General features: G+C 50.9%; 25 protein-coding genes and 1 pseudogene. 7 read left to right on the forward strand and 19 right to left on the reverse strand.

The genetic code is table 11. From position 1 onward, the window contains the following. Positions 1-30: 30 nt before the first annotated feature. Both atpD and AC3QL0_RS01510 read left to right on the forward strand, forming a co-directional pair. Positions 31-1,449 carry a F0F1 ATP synthase subunit beta gene (gene atpD, locus AC3QL0_RS01505; protein WP_166406870.1) on the forward strand — a complete coding sequence of 473 codons (1,419 nt, stop codon included), beginning with the start codon at positions 31-33 and terminating at the stop codon, positions 1,447-1,449. Positions 1,450-1,458: 9 nt separating this feature from the next. Beyond that, positions 1,459-1,881, forward strand: a complete 423-nt coding sequence (locus tag AC3QL0_RS01510) for a F0F1 ATP synthase subunit epsilon (protein ID WP_135865769.1) — start codon at positions 1,459-1,461, stop codon at positions 1,879-1,881. Positions 1,882-2,479: 598 nt separating this feature from the next. Here AC3QL0_RS01510 and AC3QL0_RS01515 read toward each other — a convergent pair. The 6 genes from AC3QL0_RS01515 to cyoA form a co-directional block, all read right to left on the reverse strand. Then, a complete protein-coding gene (locus tag AC3QL0_RS01515; RefSeq protein ID WP_493009753.1) occupies positions 2,480-3,067 on the reverse strand; it encodes an SCO family protein in 588 nt (195 codons plus the stop codon). Positions 3,068-3,079: 12 nt separating this feature from the next. Further along, positions 3,080-3,979 carry a heme o synthase gene (cyoE, locus tag AC3QL0_RS01520; protein WP_493009754.1) on the reverse strand — a complete coding sequence of 300 codons (900 nt, stop codon included), beginning with the start codon at positions 3,977-3,979 and terminating at the stop codon, positions 3,080-3,082. Between the two features lie 87 nt (positions 3,980-4,066). Beyond that, positions 4,067-4,402 carry a cytochrome o ubiquinol oxidase subunit IV gene (cyoD, locus tag AC3QL0_RS01525; RefSeq protein WP_493009755.1) on the reverse strand — a complete coding sequence of 112 codons (336 nt, stop codon included), beginning with the start codon at positions 4,400-4,402 and terminating at the stop codon, positions 4,067-4,069. Between the two features lies 1 nt (position 4,403). After that, the gene (gene cyoC, locus AC3QL0_RS01530; RefSeq protein ID WP_493009756.1) at positions 4,404-5,036 is read right to left on the reverse strand and encodes a cytochrome o ubiquinol oxidase subunit III; all 633 of its coding nucleotides are present in this window, start codon (positions 5,034-5,036) and stop codon (positions 4,404-4,406) included. A 7-nt stretch (positions 5,037-5,043) separates the two neighbouring features. Next, positions 5,044-7,020, reverse strand: coding sequence for a cytochrome o ubiquinol oxidase subunit I (cyoB, locus tag AC3QL0_RS01535; RefSeq protein ID WP_493009757.1), 1,977 nt, complete (start codon positions 7,018-7,020; stop codon positions 5,044-5,046). A gap of 5 nt (positions 7,021-7,025) precedes the next feature. Next, positions 7,026-7,934 (reverse strand): ubiquinol oxidase subunit II, encoded by a 909-nt coding sequence (gene cyoA, locus AC3QL0_RS01540; RefSeq protein ID WP_493009758.1) that lies wholly within the window; start codon positions 7,932-7,934, stop codon positions 7,026-7,028. A gap of 198 nt (positions 7,935-8,132) precedes the next feature. On the opposite strand from cyoA, the gene AC3QL0_RS01545 reads away from it, so the two are divergent. The 3 genes from AC3QL0_RS01545 (at position 8,133) to AC3QL0_RS01555 (ending at position 10,586) form a co-directional block, all read left to right on the forward strand. Then, positions 8,133-9,557: an aminotransferase-like domain-containing protein gene (locus tag AC3QL0_RS01545; RefSeq protein WP_493009759.1), complete on the forward strand. Its 1,425-nt coding sequence runs from the start codon at positions 8,133-8,135 to the stop codon at positions 9,555-9,557. 95 nt (positions 9,558-9,652) lie between these two features. Further along, positions 9,653-9,934 (forward strand): hypothetical protein, encoded by a 282-nt coding sequence (locus tag AC3QL0_RS01550; RefSeq protein ID WP_135866581.1) that lies wholly within the window; start codon positions 9,653-9,655, stop codon positions 9,932-9,934. 19 nt (positions 9,935-9,953) lie between these two features. Further along, complete coding sequence (locus AC3QL0_RS01555; protein WP_493009760.1) at positions 9,954-10,586, forward strand: DUF6436 domain-containing protein; 633 nt, start codon at positions 9,954-9,956, stop codon at positions 10,584-10,586. Here AC3QL0_RS01555 and AC3QL0_RS01560 read toward each other — a convergent pair. The 12 genes and pseudogenes from AC3QL0_RS01560 to AC3QL0_RS01615 form a co-directional block, all read right to left on the reverse strand. Further along, complete coding sequence (locus AC3QL0_RS01560) at positions 10,583-11,314, reverse strand: anaerobic ribonucleoside-triphosphate reductase activating protein (RefSeq protein ID WP_493009761.1); 732 nt, start codon at positions 11,312-11,314, stop codon at positions 10,583-10,585. The genes AC3QL0_RS01555 and AC3QL0_RS01560 overlap by 4 nt on opposite strands. Positions 11,315-11,319: 5 nt before the next feature. Further along, positions 11,320-13,290: pseudogene (locus AC3QL0_RS01565) on the reverse strand (ribonucleoside triphosphate reductase). Positions 13,291-13,759: 469 nt separating this feature from the next. Beyond that, positions 13,760-14,728: a 2-hydroxyacid dehydrogenase gene (locus AC3QL0_RS01570; RefSeq protein WP_493009762.1), complete on the reverse strand. Its 969-nt coding sequence runs from the start codon at positions 14,726-14,728 to the stop codon at positions 13,760-13,762. 19 nt (positions 14,729-14,747) lie between these two features. Beyond that, positions 14,748-16,043 (reverse strand): TRAP transporter large permease, encoded by a 1,296-nt coding sequence (locus AC3QL0_RS01575; protein WP_493009763.1) that lies wholly within the window; start codon positions 16,041-16,043, stop codon positions 14,748-14,750. Beyond that, complete coding sequence (locus tag AC3QL0_RS01580) at positions 16,036-16,521, reverse strand: TRAP transporter small permease (RefSeq protein ID WP_493009764.1); 486 nt, start codon at positions 16,519-16,521, stop codon at positions 16,036-16,038. The genes AC3QL0_RS01575 and AC3QL0_RS01580 overlap by 8 nt, the downstream gene beginning before the upstream one ends. A gap of 24 nt (positions 16,522-16,545) precedes the next feature. Then, complete coding sequence (locus tag AC3QL0_RS01585; protein WP_493009765.1) at positions 16,546-17,595, reverse strand: TRAP transporter substrate-binding protein; 1,050 nt, start codon at positions 17,593-17,595, stop codon at positions 16,546-16,548. A 36-nt stretch (positions 17,596-17,631) separates the two neighbouring features. Then, the gene (locus AC3QL0_RS01590; protein WP_493009766.1) at positions 17,632-18,591 is read right to left on the reverse strand and encodes an NAD-dependent epimerase/dehydratase family protein; all 960 of its coding nucleotides are present in this window, start codon (positions 18,589-18,591) and stop codon (positions 17,632-17,634) included. Continuing rightward, positions 18,582-19,391, reverse strand: coding sequence for a hydroxypyruvate isomerase family protein (locus tag AC3QL0_RS01595; RefSeq protein WP_493009767.1), 810 nt, complete (start codon positions 19,389-19,391; stop codon positions 18,582-18,584). The genes AC3QL0_RS01590 and AC3QL0_RS01595 overlap by 10 nt, the downstream gene beginning before the upstream one ends. A gap of 18 nt (positions 19,392-19,409) precedes the next feature. Next, positions 19,410-20,300, reverse strand: coding sequence for an NAD(P)-dependent oxidoreductase (locus tag AC3QL0_RS01600; RefSeq protein ID WP_493009768.1), 891 nt, complete (start codon positions 20,298-20,300; stop codon positions 19,410-19,412). Continuing rightward, positions 20,297-22,015, reverse strand: coding sequence for a dihydroxy-acid dehydratase (ilvD, locus tag AC3QL0_RS01605; RefSeq protein ID WP_493009769.1), 1,719 nt, complete (start codon positions 22,013-22,015; stop codon positions 20,297-20,299). The genes AC3QL0_RS01600 and ilvD overlap by 4 nt, the downstream gene beginning before the upstream one ends. Before the next feature lie 22 nt (positions 22,016-22,037). Continuing rightward, positions 22,038-22,724, reverse strand: coding sequence for a GntR family transcriptional regulator (locus AC3QL0_RS01610; RefSeq protein ID WP_493009770.1), 687 nt, complete (start codon positions 22,722-22,724; stop codon positions 22,038-22,040). Positions 22,725-22,842: 118 nt separating this feature from the next. Further along, positions 22,843-23,889: a mechanosensitive ion channel family protein gene (locus AC3QL0_RS01615; RefSeq protein WP_493009771.1), complete on the reverse strand. Its 1,047-nt coding sequence runs from the start codon at positions 23,887-23,889 to the stop codon at positions 22,843-22,845. Between the two features lie 232 nt (positions 23,890-24,121). On the opposite strand from AC3QL0_RS01615, the gene AC3QL0_RS01620 reads away from it, so the two are divergent. After that, the gene (locus AC3QL0_RS01620) at positions 24,122-24,427 is read left to right on the forward strand and encodes a hypothetical protein (RefSeq protein WP_493009772.1); all 306 of its coding nucleotides are present in this window, start codon (positions 24,122-24,124) and stop codon (positions 24,425-24,427) included. Here the strand turns inward: AC3QL0_RS01620 and AC3QL0_RS01625 are convergent. Continuing rightward, a complete protein-coding gene (locus AC3QL0_RS01625; protein ID WP_493009773.1) occupies positions 24,424-25,023 on the reverse strand; it encodes a helix-turn-helix domain-containing protein in 600 nt (199 codons plus the stop codon). The genes AC3QL0_RS01620 and AC3QL0_RS01625 overlap by 4 nt on opposite strands. Positions 25,024-25,163: 140 nt before the next feature. Between AC3QL0_RS01625 and AC3QL0_RS01630 the strand changes: the two genes are divergently transcribed. After that, positions 25,164-26,294 (forward strand): MlaE family ABC transporter permease, encoded by a 1,131-nt coding sequence (locus AC3QL0_RS01630; protein WP_493009774.1) that lies wholly within the window; start codon positions 25,164-25,166, stop codon positions 26,292-26,294. The last annotated feature ends 1 nt before the right edge of the window (position 26,295 follow it).

The raw sequence follows: 26,295 nt of genomic DNA on the forward strand, positions 1-26,295 counted from the left end.
AACCATTAAGTTATTATGCAAGGACTAAACATGAGCAACGGTACCATCGTTCAGTGCATCGGCGCCGTGGTGGATATTCAGTTCCCCCGCGACAGCATTCCTAAGGTTTATGACGCCTTGAAGCTTGTCGATACAAGCTCCAAATTCGCCGAAGAAGGTTTGACCTTCGAAGTTCAGCAGCAATTGGGTGACGGCGTTGTCCGTACGATTGCTATGGGTTCCAGCGACGGTTTGCGCCGTGGTATGGAAGTAGGCAACACCAACGCTCCTATCTCCGTTCCAGTTGGCTCCGCCACTCTGGGTCGTATTATGGACGTACTGGGTCGCCCAATCGACGAAGCTGGCCCAATCCCTACTGAAGAGCGTCGCGCTATTCACCAGGATGCCCCTAAATTTGACGAGCTGTCCCCATCCGTGGAATTGCTTGAAACCGGTATCAAAGTGATCGACTTGGTTTGCCCCTTTGCTAAAGGCGGTAAAGTAGGTCTGTTCGGTGGTGCGGGTGTGGGTAAAACCGTGAACATGCTTGAGCTGATCAACAACATCGCTAAGCAACACAGTGGTTTGTCCGTGTTCGCTGGTGTAGGTGAGCGTACTCGTGAAGGTAACGACTTCTACCACGAAATGGCAGAAGCTGGCGTTATTCAACTGGACAACATCGGCGAATCCAAAGTAGCCATGGTGTTCGGTCAGATGAACGAGCCTCCAGGTAACCGTCTGCGCGTGGCATTGTCCGGTCTGACTATGGCGGAAAAATTCCGTGACGAAGGTCGTGACATTCTGTTCTTCGTAGATAACATCTACCGTTACACCTTGGCCGGTACTGAAGTATCCGCGCTGTTGGGTCGTATGCCTTCCGCCGTGGGTTACCAACCTACACTGGCTGAAGAGATGGGTAAACTGCAAGAGCGTATTACTTCCACTAAAACTGGTTCTATTACCTCTATTCAGGCCGTTTACGTTCCTGCGGATGACTTGACTGACCCATCCCCAGCAACAACTTTCTTGCACTTGGACTCCACAGTTGTATTGTCTCGTGACATCGCTGCTTTGGGTATTTATCCTGCGGTTGACCCACTGGGTTCTACAAGCCGTCAGTTGGATCCTCAAGTGGTTGGTGAAGAGCACTATGCAATTGCTCGTGGCGTACAGCAAACTCTGCAGCGTTACAACGAATTGCGTGACATTATTGCGATTCTGGGTATGGATGAGCTGTCTCCAGAAGACAAACAGATTGTTGCTCGTGCACGTAAGATCCAGCGTTTCCTGTCTCAGCCTTTCCACGTGGCAGAGGTGTTTACAGGTGCTCCTGGTAAATTCGTTACATTGAGCGAAACACTGCGCGGTTTCAAAATGATCGTTGATGGTGAGTGCGATGCACTGCCAGAGCAAGCCTTCTACATGGTTGGCGGCATCGACGAAGCATTCGAAAAAGCGAAAACCCTGTAAGGACTACTCATGGCTACGCTTCAAGTTGATGTGGTCAGTGCGGAAAAATCGCTGTTTGCCGGGGAAGCCAAGTTTGTTGTGCTTCCTGGTGAATCAGGCGAGCTGGGTATTTTGCCCGGCCACACCCCACTGATTTCTCGGATTCGTCCGGGTATGCTGAAGATCGTTATGGCCGACAACAGTGAAGAAGTGATTTTCGTTGCTGGCGGTATTCTCGAGGTTCAGCCTTCCAAAGTAACGGTTCTGTCTGACACAGCTATTCGTGCTGCTGATTTGGACGAAGCCAAAGCATTGGAAGCCCGCGAGCGCGCCGAAGAAGCTCTGCGCAATACCAAAGATCAAGCGGATATGGCTGTAGTAGAAGCTGAGTTGGCCATGCTGGCCGCTCAAGCAGCTGCAGCACGTAGATTCAAGCAAAATCCTGGTCACTAAACTGACTAGGTGTTAGCCTGAAAGATGCATGATCTACGGATCATAGAGCGATCAAAAACCCCCTGCTGATGCAAATCTGCAGGGGTTTTTGTTTTGCCCTGCTGATGCGGTCAAAGCATTTCTCCGCTACCTTTGATACTACTGTAGGTGTGCTGGGCCGCGCTGGCGTAGAGTGTGTCAACGAAGCCTATTAAGGGCTTTGTTCATGTGGGTTGTCCACAGTTAGTGGAACGTTTATCACGATGCTGTGTATAACGATTTTTAGACGTTTTAAGGCATCTAATTTTACTGTGTGTGGGTAAGGGCTGGTTTAGTCTATAAACAGCGTGTGGAGCTTTATAGTGACTGTCTTATGATGGGTAATATAAAGCAGCTATAGGGATAACAACACCAGCCGAGTAAAGCTGCGTAACGATAGCGTGCATGCGCGTTTCAGCCGCTATTAGGGTGCTGCGCTAAGCAATGCATTGGAAATAAAAAATGCCCAGCTAACTGTGTGCTGGGCATCGCTATTGTGCAAGCTGTAGAACAGCGTATTTGTGCTGCGTTAGAGAGAAAGTAGCTGTGTAGATGGGGCCGTATATAGGCAGCGAATTTTTTACTTCCCGTCTATCAACTGCTGTATGTCATCAACAATGTTATCCACAGGCGTGCCATAGTTGATATACAAGCGTAATTTACCTTTAGGATCGTACACGTAGGCACCTGCAGCGTGGTCCATAGTGTAGCTGTCTGGGGTAGGGCCAGGAACGCGTTGGTAAAACACTTTGAAGTCGCGGGCCATTTTCTCTACTTCGTCCGGGCTGCCAATCAAAGCGTGGGCGCTAGGATCAAAGCTGTCCAAGTAAGCACGCATGACTTCGGGGGTGTCTCGCTCGGGGTCTACAGTCACAAACAATATTTGCAGTTTGTCGAAGTCTTCGCCCAGTTTCTCTTTTACTTCTGCCATTTCTACCATGGTGGTGGGGCAGACGTCAGGGCAGTGTGCAAACCCGAAAAATACATAGACGACTTTGCCTGCGTAATCTGCCACGCTGGTGTAGCGGCCAGTATCGTCAGGCATGTTCCAGTCTTGGGCGTACTCTACTTGACTGAAATCCATGGCATGAAAGGCGGGCTTCTCGTCAGAGCAAGCGCTAAGCCACAACAGGGGTAAACACAGTAGTAGGGTACGAGTCCAAGACATAACGAACAGCTTTTATAGCAAGTAGTGATCCAGCAACAAGGCAAGGAATATGCCGCTTAGGTGCCAGAGAGACCAACGGAAGGTTCTTTTTGCCAAATCGTCGGAGTAGTTTTTGTACAGCGCATACCCGTAGGCACAAAATATGCCGCTCAGCACAATGGCAGTAATCAGATACAGCCAAGAACTCATGCCATAGAAAACGGGCAACAATGTCGTGATAAACAGCGCAATGGTGTAGAGGAATATGTGGCGCGCAGTATAGTCCATGCCGTGTGTAACAGGCAGCATAGGCAGGCCAGAGCGCTTGTAATCCTCAACCCTATACATCGCTAGTGCCCAGAAGTGTGGGGGTGTCCAGACGAAGATAATCAAGAACAGAATGATGGCTTCTATATGCACTTCACCGCGTATGGCTGCCCAGCCCAGCAGCGGAGGCATCGCACCTGATGCACCACCAATCACAATATTTTGGGATGTCAGGGGCTTCAGAATAATGGTGTAGATAATGGAGTAGCCAACAAAGGTTGCCAGAGTCAGCCACATAGTGAGCATATTGGCATATGTCACCAGAATAAAGCAGCCCAGCGAACACAGAATGGCAGTGAATAGCAGTGCCTGGCGATCAGAGAGTTCGCCACGAGCAGTAGGACGCCACGCTGTACGCTTCATGCGGGCATCAATGGATTTTTCTACGAAGCAGTTCACAACGGCGGCAGCCGACGCTACCAGCCAAATGCCAAAGCAAGACAGCAGAATTCGTACCCATTCGGCACGGTCTGGCCAATGGGGGAGTGCCAGCATCATACCGATGAAGGCGCAGAAAGCAATGAGTTGTACCACCTTAGGCTTAGTCAGTACCCAAAATTGGGACCAACGTGAAGCAGTGACGGCGGTGAGGGTCGCATGATTCATAGTGCGCTCCAGTAGCAGGAAGCATCCGGCCAGCCGTAGGGCCGGCCGGGTGCGAAGAGCGAACGGACTAACAGTTCAGGGCTGAACTTATCCGTTGATCATCATGTGGTAATGCATGCTCCAGATGATCCAGATAGACAATGCAATAACGATGAACAAAATAACTAAGGTGAACACGAAACTGGCCAAATTCCAGCCGTTTTCGGACGAACGGTTCATGTGCAAGAAGAACACCAACTGAACGATTACCTGGATCACAGCAAAGGCAACCACGATCAACATAGTGGTTGGTTTGCTGAGAACAGGGTTCATCACCAAAGCAAAAGGAATAACAGTCAGAATCACGCACAGAACAAACCCAATGCCGTACGACTTGGCGCTGCCGTGGCTTTCTCCTGCGCGGCTTGTGGAGGAATGTGACATGTTAAAGAGCTCCAAACAGGTACACGACGGTGAACACGCAGATCCAAACCAGATCCAGGAAGTGCCAGAAAATGCTCAGGCACGACAGGCGTGTGATGTTGGTAGGTGTCAGGCCGCGTGTAGTCAGTTGATGGATAACCACAGCCATCCAGATCAAACCGGCAGTAACGTGAATACCGTGTGTGCCAACCAATGTGAAGAAGGCACTCCAGTAAGCGCTACGGGTAGGACCAGCACCTTCAGCAATCAGGTGCAGGAACTCGTAGATCTCCATGCCAATAAAGGAAGCACCCAATACAAACGTTACGCATAACCAGCGTAGTGCGGCTGCTTTATCTTGGCGATGTACTGCCAGCATGACAAAGCCGTAGGTAATACTGGAGAACAGCAGAACAAAGGTCTCAACCAGTACGAAAGGTAGTGAGACTAGTTCTTTGCTGGTGGGGCCACCAGCAAACGCATTGCTTAATACCGCAAAAGAAGCGAACAACGTACCAAACAGTACGAGGTCGGACATGAGGTATATCCACATGCCCAGGACTTTTGTGGAGCCCTGGTCGTGTGAGTGATCGTCTGCGTGGGCGTGATCGCCGTGGGCAGCCGAATGAGCGGATTGTTGAGTCATAGTCGACATGTTGCTATCAACCTTTCTGTGCAAGCGCAGCTTGATGATGCGCATTCTCTATACGTTCAATTTCATCAGGCTGGACGTAGTAGTCCACATCATCGTTGTAAGAGCGAACGATGAAGGTGATGATCGTTGCAGCGAAACTGCCTGCAGCCAACCACCAGATGTGCCAGATAAGCGCGAAACACATCAACAGCAGGAACCCGTTAACAATCATTGGTACGCCAGTGTTGCGTGGCATATGGATAGGTTCGTAATGCTTAGGAGGTGGTGGTAAACCACGCTCTTTAGCTTCGTGGAACGCATCCAGATCATCAACCACAGGGGTAACAGCGAAGTTATAGAACGCTGGAGGAGAAGAGGTTGCCCACTCCAATGTACGGCCATCCCATGGGTCGCCAGTAACATCCAGGTTTTTGTTGCGGTCGCGGAAGCTGACGTACAACTGCAGCAGCATGAAACCAATACCTGCCAACACGAACAGTGCACCCACGAAGGCTACGTACAGGTACGGTTGCCATGCAGGGTTGTCGTATTGGTTCAGCCTACGTGTCATGCCCATGAAGCCCAGCATGTACAACGGCATGAACGCCAAGTAGAAGCCGATGACCCAGCACCAGAAGGAGTAACGACCCAGACGCTCATTGAGCTTGAAGCCGAACATTTTCGGGAACCAGAAGTAGAACCCAGCAAAGTAACCAAACAGCGCACCACCAATAATGGTGTTGTGGAAGTGAGCGATCAGGAACAAGCTGTTGTGCAGAACAAAGTCAGCACCAGGAATAGCCAACAACACGCCTGTCATACCGCCGATGGTGAATGTCACCAAGAAAGCGATAGTCCACATCATAGGTACGGAGAACTCTACGCGGCCACGGTACATCGTGAACAGCCATGTAAAGATCTTCACACCAGTTGGGACGGCAATAATCATGGTCATAATGCCGAAGAAGGCATTGACGCTGGCGCCGGAACCCATGGTAAAGAAGTGGTGCAGCCACACTACGAAGGACAGCAGACCAATAGCAATGGTCGCGCCTACCATGGATTTGTAGCCGAACAGTTTTTTGCGTGCAAAGGTAGCTGTCACTTCGGAGAAAATACCGAAAGCTGGCAGCACCAAAATATACACTTCAGGGTGACCCCATGCCCACACCAAGTTTACGTACATCATTGGGTTACCGCCCAATGTGTTGGTGTAGAAGTTGAAGTCTAAGTAACGGTCTAGTGTCAGAGCGCCCAGAGCTACGGTCAAGATTGGGAACGCAGCAATAATAATCGCGCAAGTGACAAAAGAGGTCCATGTAAACACGGGCATTTTCATCAGGCCCATGCCTGGTGCACGCATTTTCAGGATAGTCACAAACAGGTTAACCCCGGTCAGCAGTGTACCTAGACCGGATGCCTGTAAGGCCCATATGTAGTAATCCACCCCCACTCCAGGACTGTATTCAATCCCAGATAATGGCGGATACGCTACCCAACCTGTTTGAGCAAATTCACCTACACCCAAGGACAGCATAACCAGCACAGCGCCGACTACGAAGATCCAGAAGCTGAACGCGTTCAAGAATGGGTAAGCCATGTCTCGAGCGCCGATCTGCAGAGGCACTACTACGTTCATCAGACCCACAACAAATGGTGTGGCGACGAAGAAGATCATGATCACGCCGTGGGCGGTAAAGATCTGGTCGTAGTGTTCTGGGGGCAGGAAGCCTTCGCTACCGGGGCCGGCAGCAGCTAACTGTGCACGCATCATCAGTGCATCGGCGAAACCGCGCACTAACATGACGAGAGCTACAACGATATACATGATACCGATGCGTTTGTGGTCTACGGTCGTGAACCAGTCACGCCAGAGTACGCCCCACTTCTTAAAGTAGGTGATCGCACCTAGTAGGGCGACACCGCCCAACACGATACCGATCAGGGTCACCACGACGATGGGTTCGTGCAGGGGTATGGCGTCCCATGTCAGTTTTCCAAACATGACCTTTACTCCTTGGTTGTATTGGATGGCTCGGCATCCAATGCCGGCGCCGGTGTGGTGTTAGCACCTACACCAATGAACTGGTCTATTACTTTCTTGAACAGTTGAGGTTCAACTGAGCCGAAGTAAGTAATAGGGTAGTAATGACGAGTAGGCTTAGCCAATTCAGCAAAGCTAGTCATATCCAGTGTTTTGTCGGACTCGTGTACTTCGTCTACCCATGCGTCAAACTCAGCATCCGTCAACGCGGTTGCCATGAAGTGCATTTGGGAGAAGCCGTTGCCACTGTAGTTGCCGGACATACCGCGGAACTCCCCGGTTTCATCGGCAATCAGGTGCAATTGAGTACGCATACCCGCCATGGCATAAATCTGACCACCCAACTGAGGGATGAAGAAAGTATTCATGGTGGAGTTTGAAGTGATGCTAAATGCCAAGGGGCGATTCGCAGGGAACTTCAACTGGTTAACGGTAGCAATGCCTTGGTCTGGGTAAACAAAGACCCATTTCCAGTCGGTAGCAATGACTTCCACGTTCAGTGGTTCTACTGTCGACTCTAGAGGCTTATAAGGATCCAATTCGTGGGTGGATTTCCACACAATGAATGCAAGAATGCAAACAATGATCAAGGGAACCCCCCAAACCACAACTTCAATTTTTGTGGAATGAGTCCAGTTTGGTGTGTATTTTGCTTTTTGATTAGATGCCCGGTAACGCCATGCAAAGATAAATGACATGACGATGGCGGGAATCACCACAATAAGCATAAGCGCGACGCAAATAATAATCAGATCGCGTTGGGCAATGCCTACAGCTCCTTTAGAGTTGAACAGCACCCAGTCGCATCCGCTAAGACCCAAAAGCATAAAAGCCATGAGAGCATAACGGGTACGGTTCCAGCAAGTTTTCATCATGCCTAGACCTTGTGTAATGGTTTTTCCAAGAAGATGAGCGTGTATTGACGCAACAACAGGGACGTTGCACTTACTCTTGGTATGATGGCTATGTAAGGAGAAGAGTCAGCACCATACAAGTGTAAAGAATGTTCCATGCAAGTTCGCTATTGTATGGTAATTTTATGGGGTTTTGTATAGAGGAGGTGAGTTTCCGTTATGGAAGTTCCAACCACAATCCGTAAATTAAAAAAACCAAACTCCTCTTGGGTCAGGCCTTTCCAAGACGGAGAAGGATCCCTTTATCAACAGATTTCCAACCAAATCATCAATGCGGTACATGATGGCGTGTTGCGTCCAGGGGACCGTTTGCCACCTCAGCGTGAGCTGGCGCAAGCGATGGGTGTAGATCTTACAACGGTTACACGGGCGTATGCAGAGATACGCGCGGCCGGTTTAATGGATGCATACGGGGCAGGGGGCTCCTATATTTCCTGTACGAGCGCTGAGGATCACGGGACTGTAGACCTCAGCATGAACACGCCTCCTTTATTAGGAAGTGCGTTGTTTAGTCGTATGATGTTGTCAGCTATGAGCCATGTGCAAAAGCTGATGTCTAATGCCGATTTCATGAGTTATCGCATTGGGGCTGGTCTAAGCCAAGATCGCCAAGCAGCGGCGGCATGGCTGAAACCTATGCTAAGCAACGTGGATGGTGATCGCATTGTGATTTGCTCAGGGGCTCAAGCTGCTCTGAGCGCGTTGCTGTTGGCGCGTACCCAACCTAATGATGTGGTAGTGGTAGATAGTTTGACGCATCCTGGCTTCTTGGCCGCTATACGCGTATTGCAGCGTAGAGTGGTTACGGTGCCTGCCGATGCGGATGGTATGTTGCCTGATGAACTAGAAAAAGTATGCAGAGAAAACAAGCCGTCCTTACTTTATCTAGTACCTACTATTCATAACCCCACTACCGCGACTATGCCGCAATCGCGGCGCGAAGCTATTTATAGAGTGATCACGCGCCATGACGTGGCTGTGATCGAAGACGATCCCTATTGGTTGTTGGCAGGTGATGCCGCACCACCTATTGCGGCGTTGGGGCTGTCATCTACATCGGGACCACCGGTGTTTTATGTCTCTACCTTGTCTAAGTGTTTGGCGCCGGGATTGCGCACTGCTTATTTGGTGGTGCCACCGTCAGAACCTATAGAGCCTATTTTGGATGCATTACGCTCATTAAGCTTGATGCCTGCGCAAACTATGGTGTCTAGTGTCACGCACTGGATACAAGAAGGGGCGGCACAAGAATGGATGCGCCAAATACGCCAAGATGCGGGTCAGCGGCAGAAAATTGCTGCCAGTATCTTGCCGGGCAAACCTATTGCTCACCCCTATGGCCTGCACCTGTGGTTAGAGCTATCACCGAAGTTGGATCAATATAGGTTGATACAAACGGCACAAGAGCAAGGCTTAGGGGTTACCAGCTCAGACGTGTTCTGCGCTTATGAGTCGTCTCCGGGGGCTATTCGTATTGCTTTGGGTGGGGCGCCAGATCATACTCGCTTGCAAGTAGCCCTAGAGAAATTGGCAGATATTTTGCTATCTGCTGATAAACCTCAACGAATTTCGGCTATCGTGTAGTTATTTTTGCCTTACATGTTTTTTGTAAATACATACAAGAATGTCTTGTATGCAGTAAAATAAAGCTCATGTAGGGTTTAAAAAATGGATGAAGTATGTCGTCTCAGCAAGGCCAAGGGCCAAGACGTTCGCGTTTGCACTTTCACATTATTATGGCTGGAAGTGGGGTGTTTATTATTCTGATGCTCGCTATTTTGGCGTACGTCATGTCTAGACCGCAAACTCCAGCAGTGCAGGCAGCTGAGCAGCAAGCCATACTGAAATGTCGTGAGCGTAGTGTAGATCCCAGTCGTTCTCTGATTGCACAGCAGGAATTGGCGAAGTCATGCCAAGAAATGACTAAGCAATACGTACGTAAATTTGGGCAGCAGCCGTAAGTAGTGGGTTGGAGTCAGAATGAAAACAACGCCATCGTCTACGGTTGAGCGCCCAAGTTTTGTGCGTCGTAATGCTTTACGTATCTTTGTGAGCGTCTGCATGCTGATTTTGTTCGGCATGGGGGCAGCATTGTGGCGTTACTTTGGGATAAGTGGCTTAAGTGCTTACCCAGAACAAGCTATTGTGTTTGAAGATACGGCACTGCAACTGCCTATAGAATTAGCAGGAGCTACGGGCCGCATTCGTATGGTGCACTTCTGGGACCCAGAATGCACCTACTGTAATAGAGAAACCGGTGCGCACCTTAGCTATTTGATTAGCATGTACAAACGCGCCAATATTGATTTCTATAGCGTGCAAAAACCCGGCTCTACCGGTGAGTTACCGACTTTCTTACAAGGTAAGCTTAAACCTTTGGATTACATCCCTGGCATGGAACACATTCCGGCTAGCCCTGCGGTTGGCATTTGGGATGCGTCTGGGCGTTTGGTGTATGCCGGGCCGTATAGCTTGGGTATGGTGTGTACGTCGGCCAATAGCTTTGTAGAACCTATATTAGATAGGCTGGTCGCTGGTGAAACGGTAAATCAGCGGGCAGGCTTTTTGGCAGTGGGCTGTTATTGCCCGTGGACAGAGCCCGCCAAGCCTTAACGTACGCTAAAGTTCTCGAATAGCCCTGATAAATGGTCTAGTGTGTTGGGGGCTGGAAAGTGTGCATGACTGACATGGTTCAGCGCATGATTGATGCAGCCCTCACTGCGGAAACGTTGCAGACTCAAAGTAGATACGCCTAGCGATGCCAGTTCATCTGCCATCTTGCACAGCTGCTCATCACTATGCAAACTGGCATGTATGGTGGTGCGGCACTCGTAACTGACCCCACTTCTGAGCAAAATTTCCAAGCTGCGTTTAGCGGGTTCACCGCTGCGAGGCAGTTTGGTGATGGCTGGATAATCAGTAAAACGGGTTTTGATGTCCAAACCTACCCAATCCACCAAAGGCAGCACACCCTGTAACGCATCAGGGTATGCGCCGCCGGTGTGTAAACCTATTTTGAAACCACGTTCGCGTACTTGTGCCATCGCTACTGGCAAGATGGGATCTAGTAAGGCTTCACCACCACTAAATACCACGGCATCTAATAACCCATGCCGTGTATCCAGCCATGTTAAGACGTCGTCCCAATCTACAGGGCTTTTGGCAGTGCGCTCTAGTAAATGTGGGTTATGACAATAATGACAGCGCCACGGGCAGCCTTGGATAAAGATGACGGCGGCCAGTTGGCCCGGGTAGTCGGCAGCACTGAAGGGCGTCAGCCCGCCTATTTTTATCTTGCGCCCGGGGCGTATGGGCCAAGGCGTGACCGTGGTGGTTGTCATAGTGCTTAGGCTCGTTTGCGTAGAGGCTCAGTGTTGTGCTGCGGATGTTCTGCAAAGTGCAGGCGCTCGTGAAACTCCCCTTGTTTGCCAATATTGAATGAGGATACAGGGCGGTGATAGCCCATGACACGTGTCCACACTTCGCAGGCTTGTCGTTCTTCATTACGCAAAACAGGGTGTTGGGTGGTAGTCATCGTCAGTACTCCAATAGCTTAATGGTGAGTGGTGGTGTGACGGGCTAGCAGCTCGTCATCGCATTTGGGGCAGAACTCATGTCGCCCAGACAGGTAACCATGCTTAGGGCAAATGGAAAAAGTAGGGGTGATGGTGATGTAAGGCAGGCGGAAGTTTTCCAAACTACGTTTAACCAGCGTGCGGCAGGCATCCACCGACGAAACGGCTTCATTCATATACAGGTGCAGAACGGTGCCGCCGGTGTACTTACATTGCAAGTTGTCTTGGTGCAGCAAGGCCTCAAACGGATCATCACTAAAACCAACGGGTAATTGCGATGAATTGGTGTAGTAAGGCATGTCTTCGGTGCCGGCTTGTAGTATGTCGTTATAGAGTTTTTTATCTTCTTTGGCGAAACGGTAGGTGGTGCCTTCGGCGGGAGTGGCTTCTAGGTTATAGAGGTGGCCAGTTTCTTCTTGGAATGCCACCATGCGTTCCCGCACGTGATCTAGCAAACGCAGTGCAAAGTCGTGGCCCCAAGGCGTGGTGATATCGTGCTTATCTAAGGTGAAGTTACGGATCATTTCGTTAATACCGTTCACACCCAAGGTGGAGAAGTGATTACGCAGCGTACCTAGGTAGCGTTTGGTGTAAGGGAATAGCCCGTCATCCATATGCTGCTGTATGACCTGACGTTTGATTTCTAGGCTGGTTTTACCTAGTTCTAACAGCGCATCTAAGCGATTAAAAAGAGCCTGCTCATCCCCGGCGTATACGTACCCTAAACGGGCGCAGTTAATGGTGACTACACCTACCGAGCCAGTTTGTTCTGCTGAGCCAAATAGCCCATTGCCGCGTTTCAGCAGTTCGCGTAGATCCAACTGCAAACGGCAGCACATGGAGCGCACCATATTGGGTTCTAGCTCAGAATTGATGAAGTTCTGAAAGTAAGGCAGCCCGTAACGTGCTGTCATGGCAAACAGGCGATCTGCATTTTCGCTGTGCCAATCAAAGTCTTTGGTGATGTTGTATGTGGGGATAGGGAAGGTGAACACGCGGCCTTTGGCATCACCTTGGGTCATGATCTCCATATAGGCACGGTTAATCATGTCCATTTCAGCTTGCAGATCACCATAATTAAATGGCATCTCTACACCGCCAATCACCGGCGTTTGCTCTTGCAAGTCTTCGGGGCATACCCAATCAAAAGTGAGGTTAGTGAAAGGGGTTTGCGTACCCCAGCGTGATGGCACGTTGAGGTTGTAAATCAGTTCTTGCATGCACTGCTTCACCTCGTCATAAGGCAAATTATCTTTGCGTATAAATGGTGCCATGTAGGTGTCAAAAGAACTAAAGGCTTGAGCACCTGCCCATTCGTTTTGCAAAGTACCCAAGAAATTCACGATTTGACCCACCGCACTGGATAAGTGTTTGGGCGGAGCAGACTCTACTTTTCCGGGTACACCGTTTAGCCCTTCATGCAGCAAGGTGCGCAGTGACCAGCCCGCACAATAACCAGAAAACACATCCAAGTCGTGTATGTGTAGGTCGGCATTGCGATGTGCCAGACCTACTTCCGGTGGATAAATATGGCTTAGCCAATAATTGGCTACTACCTTGCCTGCGACGTTTAGAATTAGCCCGCCCAAAGAGTACCCTTGGTTGGCGTTGGCATTGATACGCCAGTCACGCCTGTGCAGGTATTCCTCCATGGTGTTGCCTACCTCTACAACAGGAGCTAGTGAGGGGTGATGGTCATCATCCAGCGCGTGACCAGGTAGCAGTGTCATAAGGCTCTCCATCTACATATTGTGTTTAAAAGTATTTTTGAAACTATATATAGTGGTTTAGAGCATAGGTGCTAGTGTGATAACAAACCTTGATCTGGATTAAAAACTTGTGGGTTTGTGTTTTGTGCAGAGGGCGTGAGTAGGGGGAGTCTGATGGTTGTATTCATCGCACACGCTGGGGACTGCAGGAATACTTTTTGTGATTTGAGACACCAAATCAAAAAAGTTTCCTCTCCGTCCCCTGACTGTTCTGAATGTGGTGAGGTTTACAGCCCTTTCTTTGGCGTACAAATTAAAAAATACTTTCGCAGCCGCAGGGCTACGGCAGACAGTGATTGATCTGTGGGTTTTTACACTCTAGGTGTGCAAACCACATCTCACCAGTTAAACCATGAAAGCCGCATTCATTTCCCATGTTAGGAGACTGCCACAGTACAAACTGGGGCGAGTAGTGGTTTCGCCCCAGAATGCCAGATGTTGATTAACGATTAACCGAATTACGCAGTGTTTTGCCTGCTTGCCAGTCTAATAAGTTATCCACAGCCAAATCCACCATGCCCAAACGCGTACGTTTGGTGGCGCTGCCTATGTGGGGTGTCAGCACCGCATTGGGGGCATTGAGTAATTCTTTGGCAATGTTCGGTTCGTTTTCAAACACATCTATACCTGCGGCACCCAGTTTGCCGCTTTGCAGCGCATGGGCTAAGGCCACATCGTCCACTACACCACCACGGGCAATATTCACCAGTACTGCAGTAGGTTTCATCAGTGCCAGTTCGGTGGCGCCGATGAGGTGGTGAGTGGCTGGGGAATAAGGCACCACCAAAATTACATGATCCGCTTCTTTCAGCAGGGTTTCTTTGTCTACCCACGTTACGCCGGGAGTGTCTTCGGCAGCTAGGGCGGTGCGGTTGTGATACAGCACACGCATACCAAAACCCATCGCGCGGCGTGCTACGGCACTGCCTATACGGCCCATACCAATGATGCCCAAGGTGCTGCCGTGTATATCCATACCCAACCAACCATCCATAGACATGGATTTCCATTGCCCATCACGCAGCCAGCGCTCGGATTCGCTGATGCGTCGGGCAGCGGCAAACATCAATGCCCACGCGAGGTCAGCGGTGGTTTCGGTTAATACGTCGGGAGTATTGCTGACCGGGATGCCTCGGGCTGTGGCTGCAGCTACGTCAATGTTGTTATAGCCTACTCCTATGTTGGCGATGACTTTCAGGTTGGGTAGTTGCTCCAAAATGGCGGCATCGATACGGCTGCTTGCCGAAACGATCAATGCCTCGGCACCTTGTGCCCAGGCTACCAACTGTTCACCTTGCAACGCGTTGTCTGCTTGATGGGCGTGTACGGTAAAACCAGCCGCTTCCAATTTGGCCAGTGACTCAGGGAAAACGCGAGCACAAACGGCAACGCGGGGGGAAGTAACACTCATAAGGGGCTCCAACAAGCAATTAGCCTAAATAGCGAGGTAGGTACAGCGACAGTACGGGGAAGGCAATCAAGATTGCCAAACGGATGATGTCGGCAAACACAAAAGGCATCACACCACGGTACATGGTAGCTAAAGGAACCTCAGGTAATAGGCTACGTAAGACGATGACGTTCATCCCGAAAGGGGGCGTAATAAAGCTGATTTCCGTGACCACCACCACGATAATGCCAAACCAAATTAGATCAAAACCCAGATACTGAACCAGAGGGTAGAACACGGGTACGGTTAGCAAAATCATGGACATGCTTTCCAGTACAGCGCCCAGCACAATATAAAGCAGGCTGATCAGAATGATGACGGTGTACGGGCTAAGGTCAAACTGCATGACCATGGTTTTGAGGTCATCAGGCAGTGAGGTGAAGTTGATGAAATTGGCAAACAGCAACGCGCCAATAATCACCATGAATAGCATGCCGGTAGTTTGGGTGGATTCTATTAATACTTCGGATAGGCTGCGCCACGTTAAGGTGCCGCGTAGTAACGAGAACAGCATGGCACCAAAAGCGCCAATACCAGCGGCTTCGGTAGAGGTGAAAATACCGCCATAAATGCCGCCCATCACAATGCCGAACAGTACCAGCAAGCCCCATACTTTTTTGATAGCTTGCCAGCGTGCTGCCCACCCTTGGCGTTCACCCGCTGCGGGGCCAGCATTAGGATTACGCCACGTTACCCATGCCGATGCCAGCAAATACAGCAAGATGGCTAAGGCGCCGGGAATCAAGCCTGCTGCAAACATTTTGCCAATGCTTTGCTCGGTCAAAATGCAGTACACCACCATCACAATGGAAGGCGGCAACAAGATCCCTAACGTACCACCCGCTGCAATAGAGCCCGTGGCCAGAGCAGGGTCGTAACCAAAACGGCGCATTTCTGGGTAGGCCACTTTGGACATGGTGGCAGCCGTTGCTAAGCTAGAACCACACACGGCACTAAACCCACCACAGGCCAAAATGGTAGAGAGCGACAACCCGCCGCGTCGGTGGCCCAAGAAAGCGTGAGCAGCGTTATACAGCTCTTTGGATAATCTGGCTTGGGTGATGAAGTTGCCCATCAAAATGAACAACGGCAGCACAGACAAGGTGTATTGGAAACCGCTTTCATACACCATGGAGCCCGCCATAGCGTAGGCGGATGACCAGTTACGTATCAGTGCTGTACCTACCAAACCTACCAGTGCCATGGCAAACGCCACGGGTACTTGCAGCATGATAAGGGCAAGCATGGCCGCAAAGCCTAACAGCGCTTCAGTCATGATGTAGCCCTTGGAAAATGGTTTGTAGAAGTTGCAGCAGGTGATACAGCGTGGTTACGCTAAGCATCACTGCCATGAAGTAAGCAACAGGGGCAATGGGCAACAGTAAAACGGCCGTTTTGTCACCGTAGTCTGCGATTTCAGCGGCTTTTCCCCAGCTCACGACAGCTAGCAACCCTATGATGCCTAACGAAATCAGGTCACCCAAAATACGTTGTAGCCAACGAGTACGGCCATGCAGTGCCATCGCCACCAAGTCGACGGTAATATGGCCTTTAGCGGCTGACGATAGGGCGATGCCTGAAAAGATCACGCCTACCATCAGCAATTCGGTTAGCTCTACCGAGCCAATCACCGGGAAATTGAAGAAATAGCGTCCCGCCACGTCCAGCATGGTGAGGCACATCATCAGAAAGAGTGTCACTTCGGCGATGCGTCGTATGACGCACAGCACAGGACGAAGCAGAGCATTCATCATGATTTCCTGATTGAGTCGCAGGGATTAAGAGCGGCTGTCTATTTCCGCATCCAACTGTTGCAGTTGCTCGCGGAACTCGGCGAGTACCGCTGGGCCATCAATATTCTTGGCCGCTGCAGCATCTAACCAGGCCTGCTCAAAGCGTTGAGTGCGCTCGCGTACCGCTGCCACGAGTGCTTCGTCAGCCGCTATGATTTCTACCCCTTTTTCTTGGCCCGCTTTGAGTGAGCCCGCATCCGCGCCACCCCAGGCAGCGCCCGCCATGCGAGCGGCATACTCTCCGCTGAGCCTATCCAGAATTTCACGGTCTTGTGGATCTAGGCTGTCGTAGGCATTTTGGTTCATGATCAGACCATGAGAATCACCGTAAAGCCCACCGGGGAAGCGAGTGATGTAACGCACCACGTCGTCTAGCTTAAAGGCCGCCAACGACTCGCCAGGAAAGAACAGTCCATCTACTACACCGGTGCTCAGCAGCTCATAGGAGTCGGGAGCGGGTTTGACGACGGGATTCACGTTTAGCGCTTGGGCTACGTCAGCAGCCATACCACCACCTACACGTATTTTTAGACCATTAAAGTCCTCAATAGTGCGGATAGGTTTGCTGCCCGTCATCACTAAGCCCGGGCCGTGGCCATACATGCTAAGTAGTTTGACGCCACGGTGCTCGCCAGCATCTTTCAGGTATTGGTCGTAAATGCGCCATGCCGCAACAGAGCGCGCTTCGCCGTGATCGCCGGTTAAGGGTAAAGACGCCAGTTTGGTCAGTTCAAAACGGCCTGGGTAATAAGCGTGTGAGATAAAGGTGATGTCTACCAAACCGTTACGTGCGGCATCGTAGTGGCCCGCAGGGTTGGTGACCGGCTTGGGTAGTAAGCGAGGTTTAATGCGGCCTTCGGTTTGTTCTTCTATTTCGGCTAACCACGGCACGATAAAGCCTGCAACCAACGAGTGGGTAGGTGGAAGCCAGACCGATACGGTTAATTCTGTGGGGGCGGCATGAGCAACATGGGCACTGCTTAGCGCAAGTGCTAGGCCAGAGCAGTACAGCAGTTTTTTACAGAGTTTCAGCATAATAAGTCTCCTTGTGGTCTCTATGTTTTATATGTATCAAGCTGATGGGGTGGTAAGCAGGGCTCTGTGTATCAGGTTTTCAATCGTGTGGTCATGGGTGAACCCAAGTTGGTTAGCGAGGGTGGTGTCCAAGGTGGGCCAGCGGCCAAATTGTGCTTCTATGTCGGCGTTAGGTTGCCAACTCACTAAGTCGTTGCGATCAGCGCCATAGCGTTGTGCTAACCCTTGCACCAACTCGCCCGTAAGTACGCGTAATGCGGGTAAGGTGACTACTCTGCTAGTAGGCCAAGCCGAGGCTGGCGATACGGCCGCATGCAGCAGTTGCGCTAGACAGCAGGGTAAAGAGATCAACCAGTTCGCTGCATCAGACGACACTGGGCAGGTATAGGCCGTACCGGCAGCCATGTGCTGTACAACGTCGCTGGAAAAGCTGGATAAGGCAGCTATGGCTTGTAGTGGTCTGGCAATAATGCCGGGTAAGCGCACCGAACGACCATCGATGTGACCAAGACGGCTGTAATCAGCAATCAGCAGCTCAACCATGCGCTTATGCGTGCCATAACTTAAGGTAGGCTGTATAGGGGTTTGATCAGTAATGTGGCTAGGCAATGGCGTACCAAACACGCCAATAGAACTGGTAAACACCACTGTGGCTTTATGCGTTTGGTGGCGCAGATCTTCTAGCAAAGCCATCGACGCCTGTAGATTCACCTCCAAGCTTAAACGCAGGTTTTCTTCGGCACGTTTGCTGGTGATGCCGGCTAGATGAAACACATAATCGGCAGGTTCAGCCAATACTTGCTCGCGTACCGTGGTTTGGCAGATGTCACCCTCTACATCGTGTAGAAATGTGGGGGCGTGCTCTATGGGCGGTAGCGCTAGATCCGTGCGGCTTAAGCGCGTGATGGCTTGGTCCGCAAAATGGCTTTGCGTGCATAACCAACGAGTCAGCGCATGGCCTATATAACCGGCAGCACCGGTGATGACTATGTGCATGATGTGTGCTCCGGCGTGGTGCATAAGCCGGCTTGCTGCAAGATCACGAGAAACTTCAGCCCTTGCTCAAATGTAGCGGCGGGTTTGTACTCGCAACCTATGCTGCCTAGGTAGTGCGTGTTTAGTAGATAGAGCAGGGCTTGCAGCATTTCCGGGTGCTGTTGCAGGTTAGGCTCATGGCGTTGAGCAGGATCAGCAATTTGCACATGAGACACCACATCTCGGCATGATTGCAGGGTTTCCAGTAGCGGTAAGCCTTCTACTAAGCTGTGATAGAAGTCGAACTGCAGCTTGAGTTGAGGGGAGTTCATCGCCTGCACAATAGTCAGCACATCAGCGGGGTTCCAGTAGGCATAACCAGGTAAATCACGACGGTTGAGTGCTTCCAGTTGCAAGGTGATGCCGGTGCCAGCCGCTTGGTTCAAAGCGTAGCTAAGGTTTTCTTGTAGCGTGTCTTGCCAGTGCTGGGTATCTATATGCTGCGTAATGCCAGCCATAACGTGAATAGCGGGTACGCCTAAGCTGTATGCGGTGTGCAAGGCGCGATCAAAGTCGGCTTTGAAACGCTCTTTGGCTTCGGGTAGGGCAGCCAACCCGAAATGATCAGCCTCAATAGGGGTGTTGATCAGTAGTGGCTGTAGTCCGTGGTCTTCTAAGGGCAGTAAGTATTCTTGCGGGTGCAAATCGTAGGGAAACAGCATTTCCACATAGCTGAAGCCTTGAGCGGCAACGCGTGCACAGCGTTCCGCAAAGCTCACATGTTCTGGGAATAACAAGCTGAGATTGGCAGCAAAACGCATGGTGGCTGGCTCCTGTGGCTACGCTTGTGCCTGAAATGTAGGCAAGCTATCAGGGTGGCTCAGACACACCAGCGCTGAAATTTCAGCGGTCCCTAACCCTAAGGCGCTGGCTAGCCGCAGGTTTTGCTGCACTGTTGCGGCGAGCGCGGTAGGGGTACGGGTTTGCTTGGCTAAGTCTAAAGCGCTGTCTATGTCTTTAAGCATGGTGTCTAACGCACCCACACTATGGTGTTGTGCTTGCAGCATGCGAGGCGTAAATAAGGGCAGCAGTTTGGAGTCCGCCCAGCCACCTTGTAGGGCTTCGGGTAGTTTGGCCGCATCCATACCAGCAGCGCGGGCTAAGCTTAAGGCTTCGGCGATGGCGTTTAGCGTAGCAGCCACAATGGTTTGGTTGCACAGTTTGGCAGTTTGGCCGGTGCCGGAGTCACCCATGTGGGTGATACGAGCGGCATAGGCCAAGATAGCAGGTGATGCTTGCTGTAACGCGGTTGCTTCGCCGCCTACCATCACGGTTAATGTACCTTGCTCGGTGCCCGCCACACCACCGGAAACGGGGGCGTCTAACCAGTTAGCCTGACACTGTTGTTGCAGCCGTTCAGCCAGTTGCTGAGTGATAGCTGGGGCGATGCTGGAATGGTCTACCACCCATGATACGTTGGGGGCGTGGGCCACACCATTTTCGCCAAACACCACTTCCTGTACTGCTGTGGCATCCAGCAAACACAGTAATACGCCGTCTACATCCGTAGCCGCTTCTTGAGGCGTGCGGCATGCGGTTGCCCCTAGCACTGCCATTGCTTGTGCTTTAGCAGGGGAGCGATTCCACACATTAACCTGATGTCCTGCGGCTAATAACCGCTTCACCATGGCTGTGCCCATTAAGCCTAAACCGCAGAAAGCTAGTTTCATTCCTCGCCCTCCGCTGGATCATAGGGCCAATCCAGATTGCCGGAATGTGTGGTGGCCCCTTCGTTGGCTGGGCCTACCAATTTTGCGTATTTCTCTAGTACGCCAGCTAAAGGAGCACGCTCCAGCGCAGGTTTGTTGGCGCGACGCAAAGCGAGTTCTTCATCGCTGATCTGTAAGTTCAGGCTGCGGGTAGCGGCATCAATGTGAATGGTGTCGCCGTTTTGGATTAAGCCTATAGCACCACCCATTGCGGCTTCAGGGCTGGCGTAACCAATACACATGCCACGGGTAGCACCAGAAAAACGGCCATCTGTTAGTAAGGCTACTTTTTCGCCTTTGCCTTGGCCGTAGATAGCTGCTGTGACGCTTAGCATTTCGCGCATGCCGGGGCCACCCATGGGGCCTTCGTTACGTATCACCAGCACATCGCCATCTTGGTAGGCTTGCGTGGAGACCGCTTTCATACAGGATTCTTCGTTTTCAAAGACTCGGGCTGTGCCGGTGAACTGTAGCGATTTCAGACCAGCAATTTTTAGCAGCGCGCCATCGGGACACAGATTGCCTTTGAGTACGACCACGCCGCCGGTGGGGTGCAATGCCTGAGAACAAGGGAAGACGATTTTATTGTCAGGGTCGGGGAAGTGTTCTAGCGCTTCAGCCAGTGTATTGCCCTCAATGGTGAGAGTGTCGCCGTGTAAGAAGCCACCTTTTAATAAGGATTTCAGCACCACTGGTGTGCCGCCGATGCGATCCAAATCACGCGCTAGATACAAGCCGCCGGGCTGCAGGTTCGCAATTAATGGTGTGCGCTCAAACACACGGCCTACATCTTCCAGTGTGAAACGAATACCCGCTTCGTTAGCAATGGCGGGGATGTGCAACGCTGCGTTGGTAGAACCACCGGTCGCGGCGACGACTGCACAGGCGTTTTCCAAGCTTTTTTTGGTGACTAAATCGCGAGGTAGTGGGCCGCCGGTAGACAAGATAGACATCACTTGTCGACCAGCACGGCGTGCCAAAGCCAAGCGACTGCTGTAGACCGCGGGCGTCATGGAAGAGCCTAGCAATGACAAGCCCAGGGTTTCGCCTACCATCGCCATAGTGTTGGCTGTGAACTGACCCGGACAGGCGCCAGCAGTAGGGGATGAGCTGCATTCAATACCGCGTAGTTGGTCCAAACTGATGGTGCCACTTTGGTAACGGCCTACCGCTTCTATAGTGGTCAAAATGGTGCTGTCTTGGCCGGTTTCTGCATCAAAACCCGGCAGCATTGAGCCACCGTACACAAATACCGAAGGCACGTTGGTGCGTACCATACCCATCATGATGCCGGGTAAGGTTTTATCGCATCCAGCAAACCCCACTAAGCCATCATAAGCATGGCCACGCACCATCAGTTCTACGCTGTCGGCAATGGTCTCGCGGGATACTAAACTCATGCGCATACCCGCATGGTTCATCGATGTGCCGTCTGATACTGAAATAGTAGAAAAACTGATGGGCACACCACCGCCTTCCGCCACGCCTAAACGGGCGTGGTCAGCTTGTGGGGCTAATGACATGGAACAGGGTGTGTTATCACCCGTGGTGCTCACAATACCTACAAAGGATTGCTCCAGCGAATGGTCATCCATACCTGTGGCGCGTAAAAAGGCACGGTGTGGCGCGCGGGTGGGGCCACTGGTCACGACGCGGGAACGGTGTTTGTGCAACATGGAATGTCTCCTCCGATGAGGCTTAGGCTGTAGGTTGTTGTAATTGCAGCAACTGCTCAAAAGGCCAACTGATGTCGGCTTGCAAGGCTTCTTGGGCGGCCTTGGCGTCTCTGTTGCGCAGTGCATTCACGATGGTTTCGTGGTGATCATCAATAGGGGTACGTTCTGGCCCGCAGTGCTCGCGCACTTCACGTAAATAGGGACCAGATTGCAGCCATAGGCTTTCAATCATGCCCAGCATGACGGGAGATTGAGCGTAGCGATAAATGCAGAAGTGAAACTGCCTATTCAGTTCCAAACTGGTGGTCATACCGTCAGGTTGGCTGCGGCTGCGGTGTATGTCTTTGGCAAGTTGGGTAAGCAGCTCTAAATCTGGTTCGCTGACATTGCCCGTGGCCCATTGTGTGACCGCGCCTTCAATCAGCACACGTGAGCGGCGCAAATCTTCGAGGCGTTCAAGGGTAATCAGCGGTACACGAGAAGAACGGCTGCGCATAGGTTCTAGTGCTTGTTGAGCCACCAAACGACGCAATGCCTCGCGTACAGGCATGGTGCTGGTATCTAAGTTGTCGGCCAATTCCTGTATGCCCAACACCTGACCAGCACGGTATACGCCGTGCATGATGCGGTTGCGCAGTACCTGATACACCGCGTCGTGCACGGAAGTGCGAACAATAGGCCCTGTTGTACCGGGAAGATGTGCGTCCATATGCACTCACCTAAAATTAATATGATTTTTGATCTTTGATCAAAGATATAGGGAGACAAAAAAAACCAACACCCGGGATTTCCCTTGATGTTGGTTTTGATAGGGGGCTGCTATGGCCTTAGGAGGCAGGAATGCTTTGTTTATTTACGTACAGCGTTTGTGTGGGGTAAGCAAAATCAGCACCGTGTTTTTGCACGATATCGATGATCTTCAAATACACATCTTGCTGTATACCTAACCATTCTGCCCAGGCGGTGGTTTTGGTGAAGCAGTAAATCATGATGTTCAACGACGAGTCAGCAAAGGCATCGAAATACACCAAAATGGTTTGGGTTTGGTCTACGTCGGTATTGCTGTGTAAATAGGCGTTGATCTCGTCCACAATCACGCGGATTTTGGCGGAGTCTTCGTAGCGCAAGCCAATTTGCGTATTGATACGGCGGTTAGTCATGCGCCCGGGGTTCTGCACGCTAATAGTCGAAAACAGTGAGTTGGGCACATACAGCGGGCGGTTATCAAAGGTTTTAATTTTGGTAATACGCCAGCCAATCTCTACTACCGTACCTTCAATATTACGGTCGGGGGAGCTAATCCAGTCTCCTATATTGAACTGCCTATCATAGTAAAGCATTACCCCTGAGAAAAAATTACTCAGGATATCCTTACCGGCCATACCGATAGCGATACCACCAATACCCCCGAAAGCCATCAAGCCCGACAAACTTAGCCCGAAGTGCTCACCAAACATCAACAGCAGCACCACAAACAAGGCGATTTTCAGCATTCTGGCAATCACACGTGTAGATGTAGGATCGCTACCTTTGCTGATTTGGTGTTTTTCAAAGAGGGTAATCAGCAGCGATATTTGCCGCAGAACAATCAGCGCGATTACTAATACGGTGATGAAATCAATGACACTGGTGCTGGCTGTACGCAGCTTGTAGTCCACGATGGCGTATTCAGCATATTGGTTCACTGTTAACGCAAGCGAGCACAGAAAGGCGCTTTGTATGACGTGAAAGGTGATTTTGCGCGTCAGACTTTGTTTACGTTTCAGTCGTACGTCAGCCCATAACGCACCGAACAAACAAAATAATGCAATACCTAGACCTATGGAATACTTGATTAATAAGTCTCCGGATACGGCAAGCAATTCTTCTGGCATAGAGTTGAATGAAGCTAAAAAGAAAAATGCAGAATACCACGGCTATGCGCATGCCTAGGTGTCAAAAAGTGTGTTGAAACTGCAGTCTTCAACTGCATTGTGGGTGTTTGGCTGCGTTATTTCAGGAAGCGCTTGATCTGTTTAATGTCGTTCTATATTATGAATTTTACGTTCTATATATAGAACATTGTTCGTTTTACTGAATTGTTGGTGCTTGAGGGGCATGACTATCATGGATATTCTTTTTCTAGGCTCTGATTTGGAAGCCTTTAGTGCGTCTTCCTGTCATACGCGTCATTTGGATGGGTTGCTACGACCCGCTAATCTGCATCGTGTTAAACAGTGTTCATCTTCTGAGCTGCATACATTGGAAGAACACAGCATTGATGTGATTATTTTGGATGCAACCGTGCCCACGATGGAAAAGAATCAGAAAAACGAAGACATGTTGGGCGCGGTATTACGTGTAGCCAGACGCGGTTATATTTTCAACACGCCTGTAGCAGCTAGCCAAGCAAGGCTTAGCAAAGCGGCTTAACGTCGTATGGATTCCACCACTAGCCACGCGGTGGCGGTGGTATCCCCAATATTACTGATCACGTGTGGCTGATCAGCGGGGTACCGGGCTGTTTCGCCTGTTTGCAGTTGCTGCTCGCTATTACCTGACTGTACTTTCCAGAGCCCTGAGAGCACCGTTAAGTGTTCTCGGGTGCCGGTTTCATGGGGATCAGAAGCCAGCACGCCACCAGGCTCCACGGTTAAGGCATACCATTCGGTAGTGCCTGCCAAATCTATGGGCCCCAAAATGCGTAGCTCACAGGTGCCATCTTTGTTTTTGATAACAGGCGTTGCATGAGCGGATTGCAGGGTAATGGTAGGTTCCGCTGCCGAGACCGCTTGCATACCCAAACCCAAAATATCTCCCACACTGATATCCAGTGCTTGCGCCAATTTCCACAGCACAGCAATCGTAGGATTGGTCAAATTGCGTTCTATTTGCGACAGCATGGATTTGGACACCCCAGAGCGTTTAGAGAGGGCATCCAAAGAGAGCTTCTGTTGGCTACGAATGGCTTGAATAGCCTGGCCTACAGGAGGTGGATTGTGCGGAAGGGAGGTCATATCCCGTGCCATATCTCTACCTTTATATGGGGTGATTCGGTGGGCTGATTTTACTACGGGCTACAAATTAAATTCTGTGACAATGCACACTGCCCCGATTTTGTTTCTTACCGTTAAAATAGCGTGGGCCAAAATACAGGATAGAGTGATATATGGGGCTTACCCAGGATGCCGTTATCGTAACCGAAACCTCTGGGCAAACGACCGTCGTGCGTTTGCAAGGCCAGTGGGAGGCAGGCGTATTAAGTGACGAAAAGCATAGCAAACGATTGCTGCCCGAATTACGTAAGGTTGCAGGCAGTACGCCGATCTCCTGGGATCTGACCCAAGCTCAAGGGCTAGACTATGTGTCTGCCCAAATATTGTGGGATTGCTGGGGACGGCAATGGCCAGAACAATTACAAACTACAGATATTCAGCAGGCCATTCTGGAGCGTGTGGCAGAGCTCACAGTAGAACCTGTTAGTGAGCCCCAATGTTCACTCTTGCAGCGTGCATTTGTTTCATTAGGGAGCATGACGTTTAACGGCCTGAATCACGCTAAAGGCATGATTAGGTTGTTGGGGCAGTTATTGCTGGATGTGCTGAAGTTGATTCGCCGTCCATCACGTGGCCCGTGGCATGATTTCTCTGCACACTTGTTCAGAATGGGCGCACAAGCCTTACCCATTACCGCGTTGGTGGGCTTTTTGATTGGTGTGGTGGTGGCATATTTATTGGCGCTGCAATTGCGCCAGTTTGGTGCCGATGCGTTTATCGTCAATATTTTGGGTATCTCGTTAATACGGGAACTCGGGCCGTTGTTAGCCGCTATTTTGGTGGCAGGTAGGTCAGGCTCTGCCATTACTGCACAAATAGGCGTGATGCGGGTTAACGAAGAGTTAGACGCTATGCAGGTGATGGGTATTGCGCACGGCTATAGGCTAGTGATGCCCAGAGTATTAGCACTGGCTGTTGCCATGCCGTTGGTAAGTGTGTGGACCACATTGGCTGCCTTACTAGGGGGGATGTGGGCATCTGAAGCCAGTTTAGGTTTATCGCCTGCGTACTTTGCGCAAGCACTACCAAACGCGGTGCAGGTCGCCAACGTGTGGTTAGCCACAGCTAAGTCTGCCGTGTTTGGTGCGGCGATTGCCCTGATAGGTTGTTACTGGGGTTTGTGGGTGAAACCCAATACGGAAAGTTTGGGTGCGGGTACCACTGCATCGGTGGTGACCTCTATTACTGCCGTTATCTTGCTTGATGCGGTATTTGCGATCTTGTTTAAAAGCGTGGGGTTCTAAG

The organism is Paenalcaligenes sp. GW821-LYS-B07-1, assembly GCF_058803365.1.